Annotated in this window: 26 protein-coding genes and 1 pseudogene; 25 read left to right on the top strand and 2 right to left on the bottom strand. The window is 52.5% G+C overall.

Annotation, left to right across the window (positions count from 1 at the left end; all coding sequences use genetic code 11):
• Window positions 1-24: 24 nt before the first annotated feature.
• On the top strand, window positions 25-2,103 hold the full coding sequence (gene fusA, locus Q7F15_RS19525; protein WP_171567157.1) for an elongation factor G: 2,079 nt from the start codon (window positions 25-27) through the stop codon (window positions 2,101-2,103).
• Window positions 2,104-2,225: 122 nt separating this feature from the next.
• Entirely contained in the window at window positions 2,226-3,416 is a 1,191-nt protein-coding gene (gene tuf / locus Q7F15_RS19520) for an elongation factor Tu (protein WP_171567158.1), read from the top strand.
• Window positions 3,417-3,505: 89 nt separating this feature from the next.
• On the opposite strand, the gene Q7F15_RS19515 is transcribed toward tuf, so the two are convergent.
• Together Q7F15_RS19515 and Q7F15_RS19510 are read right to left on the bottom strand one after the other, a co-directional pair.
• Entirely contained in the window at window positions 3,506-3,907 is a 402-nt protein-coding gene (locus Q7F15_RS19515; protein ID WP_171567159.1) for a globin domain-containing protein, read from the bottom strand.
• A gap of 80 nt (window positions 3,908-3,987) precedes the next feature.
• Window positions 3,988-4,323: pseudogene (locus Q7F15_RS19510) on the bottom strand (EamA family transporter); the annotation flags it as partial.
• Window positions 4,324-4,602: 279 nt separating this feature from the next.
• Here Q7F15_RS19510 and rpsJ point away from each other — a divergent pair.
• From rpsJ to Q7F15_RS19395, 23 genes are all read left to right on the top strand, one after another.
• Window positions 4,603-4,911 carry a 30S ribosomal protein S10 gene (rpsJ, locus tag Q7F15_RS19505; RefSeq protein WP_029101070.1) on the top strand — a complete coding sequence of 103 codons (309 nt, stop codon included), beginning with the start codon at window positions 4,603-4,605 and terminating at the stop codon, window positions 4,909-4,911.
• Between the two features lie 148 nt (window positions 4,912-5,059).
• The gene (gene rplC, locus Q7F15_RS19500) at window positions 5,060-5,692 is read left to right on the top strand and encodes a 50S ribosomal protein L3 (protein WP_171567160.1); all 633 of its coding nucleotides are present in this window, start codon (window positions 5,060-5,062) and stop codon (window positions 5,690-5,692) included.
• Between the two features lie 17 nt (window positions 5,693-5,709).
• Window positions 5,710-6,333, top strand: coding sequence for a 50S ribosomal protein L4 (gene rplD, locus Q7F15_RS19495; protein ID WP_171567161.1), 624 nt, complete (start codon window positions 5,710-5,712; stop codon window positions 6,331-6,333).
• Window positions 6,333-6,623: a 50S ribosomal protein L23 gene (gene rplW, locus Q7F15_RS19490; protein WP_029101067.1), complete on the top strand. Its 291-nt coding sequence runs from the start codon at window positions 6,333-6,335 to the stop codon at window positions 6,621-6,623. Before rplD ends, rplW begins: the two co-directional genes overlap by 1 nt.
• Window positions 6,624-6,655: 32 nt before the next feature.
• On the top strand, window positions 6,656-7,486 hold the full coding sequence (gene rplB, locus Q7F15_RS19485) for a 50S ribosomal protein L2 (RefSeq protein ID WP_171567162.1): 831 nt from the start codon (window positions 6,656-6,658) through the stop codon (window positions 7,484-7,486).
• Window positions 7,487-7,537: 51 nt separating this feature from the next.
• A complete protein-coding gene (rpsS, locus tag Q7F15_RS19480) occupies window positions 7,538-7,819 on the top strand; it encodes a 30S ribosomal protein S19 (protein ID WP_171567163.1) in 282 nt (93 codons plus the stop codon).
• Between the two features lie 29 nt (window positions 7,820-7,848).
• Window positions 7,849-8,181 carry a 50S ribosomal protein L22 gene (gene rplV, locus Q7F15_RS19475; RefSeq protein ID WP_171567164.1) on the top strand — a complete coding sequence of 111 codons (333 nt, stop codon included), beginning with the start codon at window positions 7,849-7,851 and terminating at the stop codon, window positions 8,179-8,181.
• Between the two features lie 13 nt (window positions 8,182-8,194).
• Window positions 8,195-8,863, top strand: a complete 669-nt coding sequence (gene rpsC / locus Q7F15_RS19470) for a 30S ribosomal protein S3 (RefSeq protein WP_171567165.1) — start codon at window positions 8,195-8,197, stop codon at window positions 8,861-8,863.
• Between the two features lie 2 nt (window positions 8,864-8,865).
• Entirely contained in the window at window positions 8,866-9,300 is a 435-nt protein-coding gene (rplP, locus tag Q7F15_RS19465; RefSeq protein WP_171567166.1) for a 50S ribosomal protein L16, read from the top strand.
• Window positions 9,290-9,487 (top strand): 50S ribosomal protein L29, encoded by a 198-nt coding sequence (gene rpmC / locus Q7F15_RS19460; protein ID WP_171567167.1) that lies wholly within the window; start codon window positions 9,290-9,292, stop codon window positions 9,485-9,487. The genes rplP and rpmC overlap by 11 nt, the downstream gene beginning before the upstream one ends.
• 21 nt (window positions 9,488-9,508) lie before the next feature.
• Window positions 9,509-9,775 carry a 30S ribosomal protein S17 gene (rpsQ, locus tag Q7F15_RS19455; RefSeq protein WP_029101060.1) on the top strand — a complete coding sequence of 89 codons (267 nt, stop codon included), beginning with the start codon at window positions 9,509-9,511 and terminating at the stop codon, window positions 9,773-9,775.
• 42 nt (window positions 9,776-9,817) lie between these two features.
• On the top strand, window positions 9,818-10,186 hold the full coding sequence (rplN, locus tag Q7F15_RS19450) for a 50S ribosomal protein L14 (protein ID WP_171567168.1): 369 nt from the start codon (window positions 9,818-9,820) through the stop codon (window positions 10,184-10,186).
• A gap of 50 nt (window positions 10,187-10,236) precedes the next feature.
• Window positions 10,237-10,551 carry a 50S ribosomal protein L24 gene (rplX, locus tag Q7F15_RS19445; RefSeq protein WP_171567169.1) on the top strand — a complete coding sequence of 105 codons (315 nt, stop codon included), beginning with the start codon at window positions 10,237-10,239 and terminating at the stop codon, window positions 10,549-10,551.
• Window positions 10,552-10,577: 26 nt separating this feature from the next.
• Window positions 10,578-11,120 (top strand): 50S ribosomal protein L5, encoded by a 543-nt coding sequence (gene rplE, locus Q7F15_RS19440; protein WP_171567170.1) that lies wholly within the window; start codon window positions 10,578-10,580, stop codon window positions 11,118-11,120.
• A gap of 24 nt (window positions 11,121-11,144) precedes the next feature.
• Window positions 11,145-11,330, top strand: a complete 186-nt coding sequence (locus tag Q7F15_RS19435) for a type Z 30S ribosomal protein S14 (RefSeq protein WP_171567171.1) — start codon at window positions 11,145-11,147, stop codon at window positions 11,328-11,330.
• Window positions 11,331-11,357: 27 nt separating this feature from the next.
• Window positions 11,358-11,756, top strand: a complete 399-nt coding sequence (gene rpsH / locus Q7F15_RS19430; protein ID WP_171567172.1) for a 30S ribosomal protein S8 — start codon at window positions 11,358-11,360, stop codon at window positions 11,754-11,756.
• Window positions 11,757-11,788: 32 nt separating this feature from the next.
• Window positions 11,789-12,325, top strand: coding sequence for a 50S ribosomal protein L6 (gene rplF / locus Q7F15_RS19425; protein ID WP_171567173.1), 537 nt, complete (start codon window positions 11,789-11,791; stop codon window positions 12,323-12,325).
• Window positions 12,326-12,358: 33 nt separating this feature from the next.
• Window positions 12,359-12,721: a 50S ribosomal protein L18 gene (rplR, locus tag Q7F15_RS19420; protein ID WP_065067637.1), complete on the top strand. Its 363-nt coding sequence runs from the start codon at window positions 12,359-12,361 to the stop codon at window positions 12,719-12,721.
• Between the two features lie 18 nt (window positions 12,722-12,739).
• Entirely contained in the window at window positions 12,740-13,237 is a 498-nt protein-coding gene (gene rpsE, locus Q7F15_RS19415) for a 30S ribosomal protein S5 (RefSeq protein ID WP_065067638.1), read from the top strand.
• A gap of 16 nt (window positions 13,238-13,253) precedes the next feature.
• The gene (gene rpmD / locus Q7F15_RS19410; RefSeq protein ID WP_029101052.1) at window positions 13,254-13,439 is read left to right on the top strand and encodes a 50S ribosomal protein L30; all 186 of its coding nucleotides are present in this window, start codon (window positions 13,254-13,256) and stop codon (window positions 13,437-13,439) included.
• 33 nt (window positions 13,440-13,472) lie between these two features.
• Window positions 13,473-13,913 carry a 50S ribosomal protein L15 gene (gene rplO, locus Q7F15_RS19405; protein ID WP_171567174.1) on the top strand — a complete coding sequence of 147 codons (441 nt, stop codon included), beginning with the start codon at window positions 13,473-13,475 and terminating at the stop codon, window positions 13,911-13,913.
• Complete coding sequence (gene secY / locus Q7F15_RS19400) at window positions 13,913-15,208, top strand: preprotein translocase subunit SecY (protein ID WP_171567175.1); 1,296 nt, start codon at window positions 13,913-13,915, stop codon at window positions 15,206-15,208. Before rplO ends, secY begins: the two co-directional genes overlap by 1 nt.
• Before the next feature lie 87 nt (window positions 15,209-15,295).
• Window positions 15,296-15,940: an adenylate kinase gene (locus tag Q7F15_RS19395; protein WP_171567176.1), complete on the top strand. Its 645-nt coding sequence runs from the start codon at window positions 15,296-15,298 to the stop codon at window positions 15,938-15,940.
• The last annotated feature ends 4 nt before the right edge of the window (window positions 15,941-15,944 follow it).

Here is a 15,944-nt window from a genome sequence, read left to right as displayed (position 1 = left end):
TCGAGTATGGAAGGAGCATACCACATGGCTCGCGAGTTCTCTCTGCCGAATACGCGAAACATCGGTATCATGGCTCACATCGATGCCGGTAAGACGACTACCACCGAGCGTATTCTTTTCTACACGGGTCGCGTTCACAAGATTGGTGAAACGCACGAAGGTGCGGCGACCATGGACTGGATGGAGCAAGAACAAGAGCGCGGTATCACCATCACTTCTGCTGCTACCACAGCGCAATGGAAAGGTCACCGCATCAACATCATCGACACGCCTGGTCACGTAGACTTCACTGTAGAGGTTGAACGTTCTCTTCGCGTACTCGATGGTGCTGTTACGGTGTTCGATGCGAAAGGTGGCGTAGAACCGCAGACGGAAACGGTATGGCGCCAAGCTGACCGTTACGGTGTACCTCGTATCTGCTACGTAAACAAAATGGACATCATCGGCGCCAACTTCGACATGTGCGTCGAGCAAATCAAGACCCGTCTGGGTGCAAATCCGGTTCCGATCCAATATCCGATCGGTGCGGAAGACCAGTTCGTCGGCATGGTTGACCTGATTACGATGAAGGCGATCATCTACACCGACGACCTGGGCAAAACCTCCGACGAGACGGAAATCCCTGCCGAGCTGAAAGACAAGTGCGAAGAGCTGCATATGCAACTTGTTGAGGCAGCTGCCGAGCAGGACGAAGAATTGATGATGAAGTATCTGGAAGGCGAAGAGCTGACTGTTGATGAAATCAAGGCGGCTCTGCGTAAAGGTACCATCGAGTGCAAAATCACTCCGGTACTGTGCGGTTCTTCCTACCGCAACAAAGGGGTTCAGCCGATGCTGGACGCAGTCGTAGCTTATCTGCCGTCCCCGGTTGACATCCCGGCGATCAAGGGCGTTCTGCCTGATTCCGAGGAAGAAGTGACCCGTCCGGCTGACGACAATGGTCCGTTCGCCGCTCTGGCGTTCAAGATCATGACCGACCCGTACGTGGGTAAACTGACCTTCTTCCGCGTGTACTCCGGCGTACTGAGCTCCGGTTCCTACGTGCTCAACTCCACCAAAGGCAAGCGCGAGCGCATCGGCCGTATCCTGCAGATGCACGCAAACCACCGCGAGGAAATCAGCCAGGTTTACTCCGGTGATATTGCCGCTGCCGTTGGTTTGAAAGACACGACGACCGGCGACACGCTCTGCGACGAGAAGGCACCGGTTATCCTGGAGTCCATGACCTTCCCAGAGCCGGTTATCTCCGTTGCGATCGAGCCGAAGTCCAAGGCAGACCAAGACAAAATGGGTATGGCGCTCGCCAAACTGGCAGAGGAAGACCCGACCTTCAAAACCTATACAAACGAAGAAACCGGTCAAACGATTATTGCCGGTATGGGTGAGCTCCACCTGGAGATCATCGTCGATCGCCTGAAGCGCGAATTCAAAGTGGATGCGAACGTAGGTGCACCTCAGGTTGCTTACCGCGAAACCTTCCGCGGCACCGCGAAAGTGGAAGGGAAATTCGTTCGTCAGTCCGGTGGCCGCGGTCAATACGGTCACGTTTGGGTGGAATTCTCTCCGCTCGAGCCGGGCAAAGGCTTCGAATTCGAGAACAAGATCGTCGGTGGCGTAGTGCCGAAGGAATACATTCCGGCGGTACAAGCAGGTATCGAAGAAGCGATGCAAAACGGTGTTCTTGCCGGATTCCCGCTCGTCGATATCAAAGCGACGCTGTTTGACGGTAGCTACCACGACGTCGACTCCTCCGAGATGGCGTTCAAAGTGGCTGGTTCTCTCGCGCTGAAAGAAGCGGCGAAGAAATGTAACGCGGTTCTTCTCGAGCCGATCATGAAAGTGGAAGTAACCGTGCCGGAAGAGTACATGGGTGACGTAATGGGTGACCTGAACTCCCGCCGCGGCCGCATCGAAGGTATGGAAGCTCGCGCAAACGCGCAAGTCATCCGCGCCATGGTGCCGCTGTCCGAGATGTTCGGCTACTCCACCGTACTGCGTTCCCGTACGCAAGGCCGCGGTACTTACTCCATGGTGATCGACCACTACGAAGAAGTACCGAAGTTCATTGCCGATGAAATCATCAAGAAGTCCAAAGGTGAATAATCGGTTGGACTGACTTTATCTTGAAACGAGAAAGGTTTACAATATTGAGGGGACAACCGTTGATAGGGTAAACCTTTCTTCACCCTATAAAACCCTTATCATTTAAGGAGGATTCAACTCTCATGGCAAAAGAAAAGTTCGAACGTACGAAACCGCACGTTAACATTGGTACGATCGGTCACGTTGACCACGGTAAAACCACTCTGACTGCTGCCATCACCACCGTTCTGGCTCAACAAGGTAAAGCCAAAGCTATGGCGTATGACAGCATCGACGCTGCTCCGGAAGAAAAAGAGCGCGGTATTACCATCAACACCGCTCACGTTGAGTATGAAACGGAAAACCGTCACTATGCTCACGTTGACTGCCCGGGCCACGCTGACTACGTGAAAAACATGATTACCGGTGCTGCTCAAATGGACGGCGCTATCCTGGTTGTGTCCGCTGCTGACGGTCCGATGCCGCAAACTCGCGAGCACATCCTGCTGTCCCGCCAAGTAGGCGTTCCGTACATCGTTGTATTCATGAACAAATGCGACATGGTTGACGACGAAGAGCTGCTGGAACTGGTTGAAATGGAAATTCGCGACCTGCTCTCCCAATACGAGTTCCCGGGCGACGAAATTCCGGTTATCAAAGGTTCCGCAAAAGAAGCTCTGGACAACCCGTCTGGCGAATGGGCTAAGAAAATCCTCGAACTGATGGAAGCTGTAGACAACTACATTCCGACTCCGGAACGCGCTACCGACAAACCGTTCCTGATGCCGGTTGAGGACGTATTCACCATTACCGGTCGTGGTACTGTTGCTACCGGTCGTGTAGAGCGCGGTACTGTTAAAGTGGGTGACCCTGTAGAAATCGTGGGTCTGGCTGAAGAAACCAAATCCACTACCGTAACCGGCGTGGAAATGTTCCGCAAACTGCTGGATCAAGCTGAAGCGGGTGACAACATCGGTGCCCTGCTGCGCGGTGTTGAGCGTAAAGACATCGAGCGCGGTCAAGTTCTGGCTAAACCGGGTTCCGTTACTCCGCACACCAAATTCAAAGCGGAAGTATACGTTCTGTCCAAAGAAGAGGGCGGCCGTCACACTCCGTTCTTCTCCAACTACCGTCCGCAATTCTACTTCCGCACCACTGACGTTACCGGTATCATCCAACTGCCGGAAGGCGTTGAAATGGTAATGCCGGGCGACAACACCGAGTTCACCGTTGAACTGATCGCACCGGTTGCGATGGAGCAAGGTACTCGCTTCGCTATCCGCGAAGGTGGCCGTACCGTTGGTGCTGGCGTAGTATCCTCCATCATCGAGTAATTCCACTCACAAACAAACCCGACAGCGTAGGCTGTCGGGTTTTTTCATTTACCTAACAACACAAGACGACGCAAGCGTATGAGCATTTGCTACGCTTGTTTGTCGTCTGGTTCCCATTGATTGACCATGTGGTAGGCTGTCAGTCTGAGGCGTTCGAAAATGTGATGGCGCACCTCTCCTTCCAGACCAATGCGATCCATCGCTTCGCTCATGCAGGCGAGCCACGCCTCCGCCCGCTTCGGCGTAATCGGAAAGCGCATGTGGCGGGCGCGCATCATCGGATGGCCGTATCGGTCGCTGTACAGCGTCGGCCCCCCGAGAAACTGGGTCAGAAACATATACTGCTTTTCCTTGATCTCGGTAAAGTCCTCCGGAAACAGGGGGGCCAGATCGGGATGCTCCTTGACCAAATCGTAAAACGTATCCACCAGGCGGGACAGCGTTTCCGCTCCGCCGATCAGCTCATAAGGTGTCTGTAACGGTTGGAACATCGGATTACCTCCTTTGCGTGTTGCCGTTCAAGATGGCAGCAGCACACATGCGTGTACATCCTTCAGTATAACGCGTTTCCTCAATAAATAAAGAAGAGGGAGCACATGAGCAGCCAAATCCGAATTGCCCTTCTTAGTTTTATAGGAGTTTCAATCCCTTTCGCTCTGCCGGATTCTCCAATCCAGATTGCCCCTAATAACAGGACGGCACCGACAAGCTGCTGCACGGTCATCTGCTCACCGATAACCAGCGCCGAGATCACTAAAGACGTGAGGGGGGCGATGTAGCTCAATACAGCGATGCTTTGGCCGTGCAGTCCTTTCATTCCGGCAAAGAAAAAATAAAAACCGATCCCGCCATGGACGATGCTGAATTTCATTTGCCAGCCGATCCCGCTTGCAATCGCACGGGGACTTTGGGTAAGATAGGCAAAGTGAGCCGCTCTCCGGGCTCACATGGTACGAGAATGCATCGGCACGCAGGTGGAAGCGGGGGAACAGCAGGAAAACCCTTGTGCAGCAAGAAAAAACTTGCGTTGCCCAGTGCATTTTAGTACAATATTGAATGTTGGTCATGGACTTGCGATGATGTGGGAGGTTGCTGACACACCCGGCCCCTTTGCCATGACCGGGGTGCAGGATATTTCCACGGAGAAATGTCCGTTTATAAAATGGGCGAAAAAGGAGGGACTAAAATGGCAAAACAAAAGATTCGTATTCGTTTAAAGGCGTACGATCACAAAATCCTCGATCAGTCTGCTGAGAAAATCGTAGACACCGCGAAGCGTTCCGGTGCCAGCGTATCCGGTCCGATTCCGCTTCCGACGGAAAAAGCAGTGTACACGATTCTCCGCGCTGTTCACAAGTACAAAGACTCTCGTGAACAGTTTGAAATGCGTACGCACAAGCGTTTGATCGACATTCTGAATCCGACGCCGCAAACGGTTGATGCGCTGATGCGCCTGGATCTGCCGTCCGGTGTGGATATCGAGATCAAACTGTAAGGTAGTAAATGTGATACACGCGCGGGCGTTGTCTTAACGAACGCGAAATACCAAGTCTTCAAACCCCGTAAACGGCACCCCTGCGCATCGGCAGGGACTTGATACAACATGATTGTTTTTTTGGAGATAAGTACAGGAGGTGGCACACATGACCAAAGGAATCTTAGGGAAAAAACTTGGCATGACGCAAGTTTTTAGTCCGAACGGAGCAGCAATCGCTGTTACGGTTATCGAAGCTGGTCCTTGCGTCGTTCTGCAAAAGAAGGATCAAGAGAACGATGGCTATGAAGCGATCCAACTCGGCTTCGAAGACAAGAAAGAACAGCGTGCGAATAAACCGGAAAAAGGACATGCAGCGAAAGCAAACACTGCACCTAAGCGCTTCATTCGCGAAATTCGCGGAGTAAACCTCGCAGATTACGAGGTTGGTCAAGAACTGAAAGCTGACATTTTTGCCGAAGGAGAATTCGTAGACGTTGCCGGAGTAACCAAAGGGAAAGGTTTCCAAGGTGCCATCAAGCGCCACAACCAAGCCCGCGGTCCGATGTCTCACGGTTCCCGTTACCATCGTGGACCTGGTTCCCTCGGTGCGATCGCTCCGAACCGCGTATTCAAGGGTCAAACCCTGCCGGGTCAAATGGGTGGCGACAACGTAACCATCCAAAACCTGGAGATCGTTAAGGTAGATGCGGATCGCAACCTGATTCTGGTTAAAGGCTCCGTGCCTGGCCCGAAAAACAGCTACGTTGTAGTATCCACGGCAGTCAAGAAGAACAAGTAAGGAAAGGAGGAACTGACATGCCAAAAGTAGCTCTTTACAACCAAGCTGGTTCTCAAGTGGGCGAAATCGAGCTGGCTGATAGCGTGTTCGGCATCGAGCCCAACAACGCTGTGCTCTTCGACGCAATCGTGATGCAGCAAGCTTCCCAACGCCAGGGCACTCACGATGTGAAGAACCGTTCTGAAGTAAGAGGTGGTGGCCGCAAACCGTGGCGCCAAAAAGGTACAGGCCGTGCACGCCAAGGTTCCATTCGCGCTCCGCAATGGAAAGGCGGCGGTGTTGTGTTTGGTCCGACTCCGCGTAAATACGGCTACAAACTGAATCGCAAAGTTCGTCGTCTGGCGCTGAAATCCGCGCTGTCCGCGAAAGTGCAAAACAACGAACTGCTGGTTCTGGACGCGCTGAATATCCCGGCTCCGAAAACCAAGGATATGAAGGCTGTCCTGAACAACCTGAAAGTAGATCGCAAAGTGCTGATCGTAACCTCCGAATTCGATCAAAACGTAGCGCTCTCTTCCCGCAACATCCCGGGTGCGAAGTTCGTAGATGCTGCTGGCATTAACGTTCTCGACCTGGTGGCGCACGATAAAGTAATCGTAACGAAAGATGCGGTTGCGAAAGTAGAGGAGGTGCTCGCCTAATGAAGAGCCTTCACGACATCATCAAGCGCCCTGTCATTACGGAGCGCACCACCGACATGATGGCTGAGAAGAAGTACGTTTTTGAAGTACCTCTCAAAGCGAACAAAACCGAGATCAAGCAAGCGGTGGAGAAAGTGTTTGGCGTGAAAGTTGCGGCAGTCAACACCATGCGTGTTCCTGCGAAACCGAAGCGCTATGGCAAATACTCCGGTTACACCTCCGAGTGGAAAAAGGCGATCGTTAAGCTGACTGAAGACAGCAAAGAGCTGACGTTCTACGAAGGTGTATAACCCCGACGGCTACAGAAAAGGAGGGAATTTACATGGGTATCAAAAAGTTTAAACCGACTTCTCCTGGTCGTCGCCAAATGACGGTTTCTACTTTCGAGGAGATCACCAAGTCGACTCCTGAAAAATCCCTGTTGGCGCCCCTGACCAAAAAAGCAGGCCGCAACAACCAAGGGAAAATCACCGTTCGTCATCAAGGTGGCGGTCATAAACGCAAATATCGCATCATCGACTTCAAACGCAACAAAGACGGCATCGTAGGCCGTGTAGCTTCCATCGAGTACGACCCGAACCGTTCTGCCAATATCGCGCTGATCAACTACCTGGACGGTGAAAAGCGCTACATCATCGCGCCGCTGGGTCTGAAAGTAGGCGACGAGATCATCTCCGGTCCGGATGCCGACATCAAAATCGGTAACGCTCTGCCGCTGGAAAACATTCCGGTTGGTACGACGATCCACAACATCGAGCTGAAACCTGGCAAAGGCGGCCAACTGGTTCGTGCAGCCGGCGCATCCGCTCAACTGCTCGGCCGTGACGGCGATTTCGTTATCGTACGTCTCTCTTCCGGTGAGACTCGCCGCATTCACAACAACTGCCGCGCAACCATCGGTCAAGTCGGCAACCTCGACCATGAGCTGATCAACATCGGTAAAGCAGGTCGTGCCCGCTGGCTGGGTATCCGTCCGACTGTTCGCGGTAGCGTAATGAACCCGAACGATCACCCGCACGGTGGTGGTGAAGGTCGCGCTCCGATCGGTCGCAAAGCACCTGTTACTCCTTGGGGTAAACCTACTCTGGGTCTCAAAACCCGCAAGAAGAAAAACAAATCCGATCAGTACATTATTCGCCGCCGCAAGAAGTAAGGTCGGCTTTAGACAATTAACCGAACGCCTTTGGCGAAGGGAGGTTCACTTATGGGACGCAGCTTGAAGAAAGGTCCTTTCGTGGATGACCACTTGATGAAAAAAGTTGTTGAGCTGAACGAGAAAAACGAGAAGCGCGTGATTAAAACCTGGTCTCGCCGTTCGACCATCTTCCCGGATTTCGTCGGACACACGTTTGCCGTGTACGATGGCCGCAAGCATGTACCGGTATACGTAACGGAAGACATGGTTGGTCATAAACTGGGTGAATTTGCACCAACTCGTACCTTCAAGGGTCACGTCGACAACGACAAGAAATCCAAGAAGCGCTAATTTTCTCTTGACAGAGAGGAGGTACAAAGATGGAAGCTAAAGCAGTTGCTCGCTATATTCGCATCGCTCCTCGTAAAGTTCGCCTGGTGGTTGACTTGATTCGAGGCAAGCAGGTGGGGGAAGCACTGGCGATCCTGAAGCACACGCCGAAAGCAGCTTCTCCTGTTGTTGAGAAACTCCTGAAATCGGCTATCGCCAACGCTGAGCACAACTACGAGATGGACCCGAACAATCTGGTAGTTGGCAAGATCTTCGTTGACCAAGGTCCAACCTTGAAACGGTTCCGTCCGCGTGCTCAGGGCCGTGCTACCCGCATCAACAAACGCACGAGCCACATCACTGTCGTACTAAACGAGAAATAAGGAGGGATTACGTGTGGGTCAAAAGGTAAGCCCGGTTGGTCTTCGCATTGGCATTATTCGCGACTGGGAGTCCAAATGGTACGCTGACAAGGACTTCGCTACGCTTTTGCACGAAGACCTGAAAATCCGCAAATACATTAAAGGGCGTCTGAAAGATGCTGCTGTATCCACCATTGAAATCGAACGCGCAGCGAACCGCGTGAACGTAACGATTCACACCGCTAAGCCTGGCATGGTAATCGGTAAAGGCGGTGCAGAAGTTGAAGTGCTGCGCAAAGAGCTGTCGAAAATGATCGACCCTCGCAAGCGCGTTCACATCAACATCAACGAAGTGAAAAAACCGGATCTGGATGCTACCCTGGTAGCTGAAAATATCGCTCGTCAACTGGAAAACCGCATTTCTTTCCGTCGCGCGCAAAAGCAAGCCATCTCCCGCACCATGCGTGCAGGCGCGAAAGGGATCAAAACACTGGTCAGCGGTCGTCTTGGCGGTGCTGACATCGCACGTTCCGAAGGTTACAGCGAAGGTACCGTTCCGCTTCACACGCTGCGCGCTGACATTGACTACGGCACGGCTGAAGCTCACACCACCTATGGTCGTATCGGCGTAAAAGTGTGGATCTATCGCGGAGAAGTCCTTCCGACGAAAAAGAACGCCGCTACTGAGGAAGGAGGCAAGTAATCATGTTGATGCCGAAACGCGTGAAACACCGCAAACAACATCGTGGTAAATTGCACGGTAACGCAAAAGGCGGAACCACGGTTGCATTCGGTGAATACGGTCTGCAAGCTCTGGAGCCGGCATGGGTGACCAACCGTCAAATCGAGGCTGCCCGTATCGCGATGACTCGTTACATCCGCCGTGGCGGTAAAGTATGGATCAAAATCTTCCCTGACAAGCCAGTAACGCAAAAGCCGCTGGAAGTACGGATGGGTTCCGGTAAAGGTTCTCCTGAGCACTGGGTAGCGGTAGTGAAGCCTGGCAAGATCATGTTCGAACTTGCCGGCGTACCTGAAGAAACCGCTCGCGAAGCAATGCGCTTGGCTATGCACAAACTGCCGATCAAGTGCAAGTTCGTGAAGCGTGAAGAAGTGGGTGGTGACGCACATGAAGGCTAATGAGTTCCGCAATTTGACCACTGCCGAGATCGAACAAAGCATTGCCTCTTTGAAAGAAGAATTGTTCAACCTTCGTTTCCAGTTGGCTACCGGTCAACTCGAAAACACAGCTCGCATCAAGCAAGTACGTAAGGATATCGCTCGTGCGAAAACCATCCTGCGCCAAAGAGAATTGGGAATCGGCTAAGAAAGGAAGGAGGTTTGAACAATGACCGCACAACGCAATATGCGTAGAACGATGGTAGGTCGTGTCGTTTCCGACAAAATGGATAAAACCATTGTGGTTTTGGTTGAGACCTACAAAAAGCACCCGCTGTACGGCAAGCGCGTGAAATACTCCAAAAAGTTCAAGGCTCACGACGAGAACAACACGGCAAAAGTGGGCGACATCGTGGAAATCATGGAAACTCGTCCGCTGTCCAAAGACAAGCGCTTCCGCTTGGTACGCATCGTCGAAGAGGCAGTAATTGTATAAGCTAGATTTTCGGGTAAACACATCCGAAAGGAGGAACAGTAAATGATCCAAACTCAGACGAGATTGGCTGTTGCTGACAACTCCGGTGCAAAAGAACTCATGTGCATCAAGGTTCTGGGTGGTTCCGGTCGCAAAACGGCGAACATCGGTGACGTAATCGTGTGCTCCGTTAAATCCGCTACACCCGGCGGCGTTGTCAAGAAAGGTCAAGTAGTAAAAGCGGTTGTGGTACGCAGCGTACGTGGCGTTCGCCGTCCGGACGGTTCCTACATCCGTTTTGACGAAAATGCAGCGGTTATCATCCGTGATGACAAATCTCCTCGCGGAACCCGTATCTTTGGACCGGTTGCTCGTGAACTCCGCGAGAAAGATTTCATGAAGATCATCTCTCTGGCTCCAGAGGTTATCTAATCTGAACGGAAATACTCAGGTAGTTTGTTCGATAGGAGGTGCACCACGCGATGCACGTAAAGAAAGGCGATACTGTCATCGTAATTGCGGGCAAAGACAAAGGCAAAAAAGGTCGCGTTCTCGCTGCATATCCGAAGAAAGAGCGCGTTCTGGTTGAAGGTATCAACCTCGTGAAAAAACACACCCGTCCGTCTCAAACCAATCCGCAAGGCGGCATTGTAACTCAAGAAGCTCCGATTCACGTTTCCAACGTATCTCTGATCGATCCGAAGTCTGGCAAACCTACTCGCATCGGTTACAAGGTACTGGAAAACGGCAAAAAAGTTCGGTACGCGAAAAAATCTGGCGAAGTTATCGACAAGTAGTCAGATCGGAAAGGAGGATGTCCTAGATGGCAGCAAGATTGAAAGAAAAATACCTGAAAGAAATCGTGCCTGGCCTGATGAGCAAGTTTAACTACTCGTCCGTCATGCAGGTTCCGAAAGTGGAAAAAGTAATCATCAACATGGGCGTGGGTGAAGCGGTAGGCAACGCCAAGGCGCTGGATTCCGCAGTAGAAGACCTGCAAACCATCGCTGGTCAAAAACCGGTTGTAACCCGTGCGAAAAAATCCATCGCCGGTTTCAAACTGCGTGAAGGCATGGCAATCGGCGCGAAAGTAACTCTGCGCGGCGAACGCATGTATCACTTCCTCGACAAACTGATGAACGTTGCACTTCCGCGCGTGCGCGACTTCCGCGGCGTTTCCTCCAAAGCGTTTGACGGTCGCGGCAACTACACCCTCGGTCTGAAAGAACAGCTGATCTTCCCGGAGATCGAGTACGACAAGATCGACAAGGTACGCGGGATGGACATCGTCATCGTCACTTCCGCCAAAACGGACGAAGAGGCACGTGAACTGCTGACTCAAATGGGTATGCCATTCCGTAAATAAACCCCATCGTAAGGAGGGAAGAATGTGGCAAAGAAATCGATGATCGTCAAGCAACAACGGAAACCGAAATTTAAGGTTCGCGCTTACACCCGTTGCGAGCGCTGCGGCCGTCCTCACTCCGTGTTGCGCAAATTCAAGCTCTGCCGTATTTGCTTCCGTGAACTTGCTTACAAAGGCCAAATCCCTGGCGTGAAAAAAGCAAGCTGGTAATTTGAAACGGGAAGGAGGTTCTCTCTCATGGTTATGACTGATCCAATCGCTGATATGCTTACCCGCATTCGCAATGCCAACATGGTTCGCCACGAGAAAGTGGAAATTCCGGCGTCCACCATCAAGAAGGAAATCGCTCGCATCCTGAAAGAAGAAGGATTCATTCGCGATGCGGAATTCATTGAAGACAACAAACAAGGGATTATCCGTGTGTTCCTGAAATACGGCCCGAACAACGAGCGCGTTATCACTGGTCTGAAGCGTATCTCCAAACCGGGTCTGCGCGTGTACGCGAAAAGCAACGAGATCCCGAAAGTTCTCGGCGGTCTGGGTATTGCCCTGATCTCCACGTCTGCCGGCGTGATGACCGACAAACAAGCACGTCAAGCACACGTGGGTGGCGAGGTTCTCGCTTACGTTTGGTAATTACTGATTGAAAAGCACAGGAGGTGCACCACATGTCTCGTGTCGGTAAAAAACCGATCGTGGTCCCTGCAGGCGTTACCCTCACTCTGAACGGTTCCGAGCTGACGGTAAAGGGCCCTAAGGGTACACTTGTTCGTAAATTCCATCCAGATATGAAAATTAACATCAACGATAATGAAGTTATCGTTGAACGTCCTAGCGACAACAAACTGCACCGTTCCCTGCACGGTACGACGCGTGCACTGATCGCCAACATGGTAACGGGCGTATCCGAAGGCTTCTCCCGTACGCTGGAGCTGGTGGGTGTCGGTTACCGTGCCGCGAAGTCCGGCAAGGGCGTAACTCTTTCTCTCGGTTTCTCCCATCCGGTAGAGATCACTCCTGAAGAGGGGATCGAAATCGAAGTACCGAACCAAACCACGCTGGTGGTAAAAGGCATCGACAAGGAGCGCGTAGGCCAAGTTGCTGCCGAAATCCGCTCGATCCGCAAACCTGAACCGTACAAAGGCAAAGGGATCAAGTACAGCGATGAAGTGGTTCGCCGCAAAGAAGGCAAAAAGGGTAAATAAGCTTCGTAGTTTCATGAGAAGGGAGGCCGCGTAATGTTTACGAAACCTGATAAAAACAAAGCTCGGAAAAAACGCCATCTGCGTATCCGCAAGCGCGTCGTAGGTTCTGCTGCACGTCCGCGCCTGAACGTATTCCGTTCTTCCAAGCACATCTACGCTCAACTGATTGACGATGTGGCCGGTCACACTCTGGCAGCTGCATCCTCGCTGGATAAAGAGCTGGGCCTGAAAAACGGCGCAAACGTGGAAGCTGCTGCAGCAGTTGGCGCGCTGATCGCAAAACGCGCTAAGGAAAAAGGCCTGACCGAAGTGGTCTTTGACCGTGGCGGTTACATCTATCATGGACGCATCAAAGCACTGGCAGAAGCAGCTCGCGAAGCTGGCCTGCAATTCTAACAACAAGGAGGGTAAGGAATGCGTATCGACCCTAGCAAATTAGAGCTGGAAGAAAAAGTAGTCGCCGTTAACCGCGTTGCGAAAACGGTTAAGGGTGGCCGTCGCATGAGCTTCAGCGCCCTGGTTGTTGTCGGCGACCGCAACGGTCATGTAGGCGCCGGTATGGGGAAAGCGCAAGAAGTTCCGGACGCCATTCGCAAGGCGATTGAAGACGCTAAGAAAAAACTGATCCGCGTACCGCTGAAAGGAACGACGATTCCGCACGAAGTCCTGTGCCATTTCGGCTCCGGCAAAGTGCTGATCAAGCCGGCTTCCGAGGGTACCGGAGTTATCGCCGGCGGTCCTGTCCGCGCGGTACTGGAGCTTGCTGGTGTAGGCGACGTATTGAGCAAGTCTCTCGGTTCCAACAACCCCATCAACATGGTCAACGCTACGCTGGAAGGCCTCAGCCGCCTGAAAACAGCGGAAGAAGTCGCAAAACTGCGCGGTAAGACTGTTGACGAGTTGCTGGGTTAATAAGGAGGGAATGAACATGGCAAAACTGCAAATCACCCTCAAGCGCAGTCTGATCGGACGCACCGTCGATCAAAAGGATACCGTCAAAGCACTGGGTCTCCGCAAAATTCACCAAACTGTTGTGAAGGAAGACAATCCGGCAATCCGCGGGATGATCTTCAAAGTGAAGCACCTGGTTGAAGTAAAAGAAGTAGAAGCGTAATCACCATTTTTAAAAGGTTAGGAGGTGCAAGGAATGAAATTGCATGAACTGAAACCTGCAGAAGGATCCCGTCACACTCGTAAACGCGTCGGTCGCGGTATCGGTAGCGGTACCGGCAAAACCGCCGGCAAAGGTCACAAAGGTCAAAACGCTCGTTCCGGCGGTGGTGTTCGCCCTGGTTTCGAGGGTGGTCAAAACCCGCTGTACCGTCGTCTGCCTAAGCGCGGTTTCACCAACATCAATCGCAAGGAATACGCGATTGTGAGCCTGGACGCGCTGAACCGTTTTGAAGAAGGCACTGTGGTGACGCCTGAACTGCTGAAAGAAACTGGCGTTATTTCCGCTCTGCGTGACGGTGTAAAAGTTCTTGCCAACGGCGAACTGAACGTGAAGCTGACCGTAAAAGCTCACAAGTTCTCCGCTGCAGCTGCTGAGAAGATCGCTCAAGTCGGTGGAACAGCCGAGGTGATCTAATGTTAGCCTCGCTCACTAACATTTTTAAGATAGGCGACCTGCGTCGTAAGGTTCTGTTTACACTGATGATGCTGGTCGTCTTCCGAATCGGGAGCTTCGTTCCTGTCCCCAACGTGAATGTCGAGTTGTTTCAGCAGAACACGAACCACCTGCTGGGGTTGTTGAACACCTTCTCCGGCGGGGCGCTGCAAAACTTCTCGATTTTTGCGATGGGGATCATGCCGTACATCACGGCATCGATCATCATGCAGCTCCTGTCCATGGATGTGGTGCCGAAGTTTACGCAGTGGGCCCGTGAAGGGGAAGTGGGCCGCCGCAAGATTGCGACGGTGACCCGTTACTTCACGGTGGTCCTCGCCCTCATCCAATCGGTGGGGATGACCATCGGTTTTAACAACATGGCGCCTGGTTTGCTGAATGACACGTCCATTGGCAGTTATGCATTGATTGCCATCACCCTTACAGCAGGGACTGCATTTTTGATGTGGATGGGCGAACAAATTACGGAGAAAGGGATCGGCAACGGGATTTCGATCATCATCGTGGCCGGGATCGTGGCCAACATCCCGACCGGCGTCACGACGATTTACACGTCCCAGTTCAGCGATCCAAGCCAAAATTTGTTCTTTAGTATCGTGAAGGTACTGCTCATTCTGCTGGTGATCATCGCCATTATCGTCGGGGTCATTTTCATGCAGCAAGGTGTGCGCAAGATTCCGGTACAGTACGCCAAACGCGTGGTCGGCCGCAAAATGTACGGTGGTCAATCCACGCACATCCCGCTGAAGATTAACTCGGCCGGTGTGATTCCGGTAATCTTCGCCGTCTCGCTGGTGATTTTCCCCTCAACCATTGCACAGTTCTGGGTGGATCCATCCGGAACGGGAATCGCCAACTGGATTTACACGCATTTCCAACCCAGCGCACCGTTTGGGATGACGCTCTACGCGTTCTTGATCATCGGGTTCACCTACTTCTACACCTTTGTACAGATTAATCCTGTACAACTGGCGGAGAACATGAAGAAAAATGGCGGTTACATTCCTGGTATCCGACCCGGTAAAAACACTGAGGTGTACATTACCCGTACGTTGAACCGTTTGACACTGGCGGGCGCTCTGTTCCTGATGGTGATTTCCATCATGCCATTCTTCTTCAGCAAGCTGGCGAACCTGCCGCAGTCGATTTACATCGGCGGTACGTCGCTGCTGATCGTGATCGGGGTTGCACTCGATACGATGAAGCAGATCGAAAGCCAGATGATCAAGCGCCACTACCAAGGGTTCATCAAGTAACCGAGGTGTTGAAAAGCTTTCTTCAGCCCGATTGGTGTCTGCGTGATGCCGCGTTGAAGCTTTTTGCACGGGACGGAGGGAATGGACGTGAATATAATTCTGATGGGTTTGCCTGGGGCCGGTAAAGGTACGCAGGCGGAACGAATCGTAAAAGAGTTTGGCATCCCGCACATCTCGACTGGCGACATGTTCCGGGCAGCGGTCAAAAACGAGACGCCGCTCGGACTTGAAGCCAAATCCTACATGGATAAAGGGCTGCTCGTCCCCGATGAGATCGTCATCGGGATCGTGCGGGAGCGCCTGGCAATGGATGATTGTGCAAAGGGATTCCTGCTCGACGGGTTTCCGCGCACAGTGCCGCAGGCGGAGGCATTGACGGCTACTTTGAAGGAGCTGGGCCGCGAGATCGACCATGTGATCAATATCAACGTTCGCCGGGAGTTGCTGATCGAACGTCTGACCGGTCGCTGGATCTGCCCGATTTGCGGAGCGAGCTACCACACGCTGTTCAATCCGCCAAAGGAAGCAGGCGTGTGCGACAAGGATGGCGGCAAGCTGTTCCAACGCGATGACGACAAGCCGGAAGTGGTGGCACAGCGCCTCGATGTCAACATCGCCCAAACACAACCGCTCATCGACTACTACGTTGAGCAAGGCCTCCTGCGAAACATCAATGGTGAACAGGATATCCAGGTCGTATTCGCGGAAATTACGTCTGTGTTGCGAGGGTAAGAGA

The organism is Brevibacillus aydinogluensis (assembly GCF_961514395.1).
GTDB classification, from domain to species: domain Bacteria; phylum Bacillota; class Bacilli; order Brevibacillales; family Brevibacillaceae; genus Brevibacillus; species Brevibacillus aydinogluensis.
Note: the sequence above shows the minus strand (reverse complement) of the source record. Positions and strands in the feature narration are given on the sequence as shown.

What these genes read in the sequence shown, in the direction of transcription:
- fusA (WP_171567157.1), top strand. Translation starts at nt 25, where the DNA reads ATGGCTCGCGAGTTCTCTCTGCCGAATACGCGAAACATCGGTATCATG.
- rpsQ (WP_029101060.1), top strand. Translation starts at nt 9,509, where the DNA reads ATGACCGCACAACGCAATATGCGTAGAACGATGGTAGGTCGTGTCGTT.
- rplR (WP_065067637.1), top strand. Translation starts at nt 12,359, where the DNA reads ATGTTTACGAAACCTGATAAAAACAAAGCTCGGAAAAAACGCCATCTG.
- rplW (WP_029101067.1), top strand. Translation starts at nt 6,333, where the DNA reads ATGAAGAGCCTTCACGACATCATCAAGCGCCCTGTCATTACGGAGCGC.
- rplC (WP_171567160.1), top strand. Translation starts at nt 5,060, where the DNA reads ATGACCAAAGGAATCTTAGGGAAAAAACTTGGCATGACGCAAGTTTTT.
- rpmD (WP_029101052.1), top strand. Translation starts at nt 13,254, where the DNA reads ATGGCAAAACTGCAAATCACCCTCAAGCGCAGTCTGATCGGACGCACC.
- Q7F15_RS19515 (WP_171567159.1), bottom strand. Translation starts at nt 3,907, where the DNA reads ATGTTCCAACCGTTACAGACACCTTATGAGCTGATCGGCGGAGCGGAA.
- rpsS (WP_171567163.1), top strand. Translation starts at nt 7,538, where the DNA reads ATGGGACGCAGCTTGAAGAAAGGTCCTTTCGTGGATGACCACTTGATG.
- rplN (WP_171567168.1), top strand. Translation starts at nt 9,818, where the DNA reads ATGATCCAAACTCAGACGAGATTGGCTGTTGCTGACAACTCCGGTGCA.
- rpsH (WP_171567172.1), top strand. Translation starts at nt 11,358, where the DNA reads ATGGTTATGACTGATCCAATCGCTGATATGCTTACCCGCATTCGCAAT.
- rplB (WP_171567162.1), top strand. Translation starts at nt 6,656, where the DNA reads ATGGGTATCAAAAAGTTTAAACCGACTTCTCCTGGTCGTCGCCAAATG.
- rpmC (WP_171567167.1), top strand. Translation starts at nt 9,290, where the DNA reads ATGAAGGCTAATGAGTTCCGCAATTTGACCACTGCCGAGATCGAACAA.
- rplO (WP_171567174.1), top strand. Translation starts at nt 13,473, where the DNA reads ATGAAATTGCATGAACTGAAACCTGCAGAAGGATCCCGTCACACTCGT.
- secY (WP_171567175.1), top strand. Translation starts at nt 13,913, where the DNA reads ATGTTAGCCTCGCTCACTAACATTTTTAAGATAGGCGACCTGCGTCGT.
- rpsE (WP_065067638.1), top strand. Translation starts at nt 12,740, where the DNA reads ATGCGTATCGACCCTAGCAAATTAGAGCTGGAAGAAAAAGTAGTCGCC.
- rplX (WP_171567169.1), top strand. Translation starts at nt 10,237, where the DNA reads ATGCACGTAAAGAAAGGCGATACTGTCATCGTAATTGCGGGCAAAGAC.
- rplP (WP_171567166.1), top strand. Translation starts at nt 8,866, where the DNA reads ATGTTGATGCCGAAACGCGTGAAACACCGCAAACAACATCGTGGTAAA.
- rplF (WP_171567173.1), top strand. Translation starts at nt 11,789, where the DNA reads ATGTCTCGTGTCGGTAAAAAACCGATCGTGGTCCCTGCAGGCGTTACC.
- rpsJ (WP_029101070.1), top strand. Translation starts at nt 4,603, where the DNA reads ATGGCAAAACAAAAGATTCGTATTCGTTTAAAGGCGTACGATCACAAA.
- rplD (WP_171567161.1), top strand. Translation starts at nt 5,710, where the DNA reads ATGCCAAAAGTAGCTCTTTACAACCAAGCTGGTTCTCAAGTGGGCGAA.
- rplV (WP_171567164.1), top strand. Translation starts at nt 7,849, where the DNA reads ATGGAAGCTAAAGCAGTTGCTCGCTATATTCGCATCGCTCCTCGTAAA.
- tuf (WP_171567158.1), top strand. Translation starts at nt 2,226, where the DNA reads ATGGCAAAAGAAAAGTTCGAACGTACGAAACCGCACGTTAACATTGGT.
- rplE (WP_171567170.1), top strand. Translation starts at nt 10,578, where the DNA reads ATGGCAGCAAGATTGAAAGAAAAATACCTGAAAGAAATCGTGCCTGGC.